The organism is Falsiroseomonas sp. E2-1-a20, assembly GCF_051433195.1.
In the GTDB taxonomy this organism is placed as follows: Bacteria; Pseudomonadota; Alphaproteobacteria; order Acetobacterales; family Acetobacteraceae; genus Falsiroseomonas.
On record NZ_JBHMFT010000199.1, the window covers coordinates 1 to 499 of the forward strand.

The window sequence follows — 499 nt, forward strand, 5'->3', positions numbered from 1 at the left end:
TGGTGATCCTCGGAGGCTCACCATGCCGCGCGCCATTGCCCTGCGTTCCGACTTCAGCGCCACCGAGCTGCGGCGCTTGGCGCGGCGGAGCAAGGACGCCGCCCAGGCCCGTCGCCTGCTGGCGCTGGCGGCGATCTACGACGGGGGCACGCGCTTGGAGGCGGCGCGGCTCGGCAACGTCACCTTGCAGATCGTGAGAGACTGGGTGGTGCGGTTCAACGCCGAGGGACCGGAGGCGCTGATTGACCGCAAGGCGCCCGGCCCGACGCCGCTGCTGAGCGACACGCACCGCCAGGCGCTGGCTGCCCAGATCGATAACGGCCCAATCCCGGCGATCCACGGCGTGGTGCGCTGGCGGCTGTGCGATCTCGGCCAATGGCTGTGGGAGGAGTTTGGTGTATCGGTCTCACCGCAGACGCTGAGCCGGGAGGTGCGCGCCCTGGGCTTCCGCAAGCTCTCGGCCCGGCCGAAGCATCATGCCCAGGCGACCGGCGCCATT

1 protein-coding gene is annotated in these 499 nt (G+C 70.7%); it reads left to right on the plus strand.

Annotation, left to right across the window (positions count from 1 at the left end; all coding sequences use genetic code 11):
* Positions 1–22: 22 nt before the first annotated feature.
* The coding region (locus tag ACFHPP_RS31355; RefSeq protein ID WP_437167132.1) for a helix-turn-helix domain-containing protein at positions 23–499 on the plus strand (477 nt) is incomplete at its 3' end.